Origin of the sequence: Streptomyces sp. MB09-02B, assembly GCF_033794485.1 — a bacterium.
GTDB lineage: Bacteria > Actinomycetota > Actinomycetes > Streptomycetales > Streptomycetaceae > Streptomyces.
In genome coordinates, this window is record NZ_JARGEE010000900.1 from 1 (window position 1) to 1,083 (window position 1,083).

Sequence of the window (1,083 nt, forward strand, 5' to 3'; positions counted from 1 at the left end):
ACCTCCCCCCAGGCCACCCCCCGCGCCACTCCGCACGGAACCGTCCTCGTCACCGGCGCCACCGGAGCCCTGGGCACCCTGGTGGCCCGGCATCTCGTGACCCACCACGGCGTACGTCATCTGCTGCTGGCCGGCCGGCGGGGGCCGGCGGCGCCCGGCGCGGACGAGCTGGTCGCCGAACTCACCGGGGCCGGCGCCCGGGTCACCTTCGCGGCCTGCGACGTGGCCGACCGCGAGGCCCTCGCCGGGCTGCTGGCGGACATCCCCGCAGAGCACCCCCTCACCGGGGTCGTCCACCTCGCCGGCGTCGTCGACGACGGCCTGCTCGGCGACCTGACCGCCGAGCGTCTCGACGCGGTGCTCCGCCCCAAGGCGGACGCGGCCTGGCACCTGCACGAGCTGACGGCGGAGCTCGACCTCACCGACTTCGTGCTGTTCTCCTCCGCCGCCGGGGTGCTCGGCAGCCCGGGCCAGGCCAACTACGCCGCCGCCAACGCCTTCCTCGATGCCCTGGCCCAGCACCGCCGTTCACTGGGCCTCCCCGGTCTGTCGCTGGCCTGGGGCCCCTGGCGGGGCACCGGCGGCATGGCCGACGCCCTCGACGCCGGCGACCGGGCCCGGCTGGAGGGCGGCGGACTACGGCCGTTCACCGCCGCATCGGGACTGGCCGCCCTCGACCGGGCCCTGACGACACCGGACGACGCCCTCCTCGTCCCGCTCCACCTCACCCCGGGCCGCTCCTCCTTCCCCGCCGACCGCGTCCCGGCCGTCCTGCGGGCCCTGGTCCGCGGCACGGTGCCCCGCCGGACCACGGTCCGACGCGACGACCGGGCCGGCGCAAACGCGCTCGCCGTGCTCGACCCGACCGCACGCGAGAGCGCGCTGCTGGAGCTGGTCCGCGCGGAGGCCGCCCGGGTCCTCGGCCACGGCGGCGCCGACGCCTTCACCCCGGACCGGGCCTTCGGCGAACTGGGCTTCGACTCGCTCACCTCCGTGGAGCTCCGCAACCGGCTCGCCACCGCCACCGGACTGCGGCTGCAGCCCACCCTGGTCTTCGACCACCCCACCCCGGGGGACCTGGCC

General features: G+C 77.4%; 1 protein-coding gene. It reads left to right on the forward strand.

Annotated elements, in window-relative coordinates; translation table 11 throughout:
* Nucleotides 1-1,083 (forward strand): beta-ketoacyl reductase (locus P1P70_RS44970; protein ID WP_319248309.1); only part of this gene is annotated, 1,083 nt, incomplete at both ends.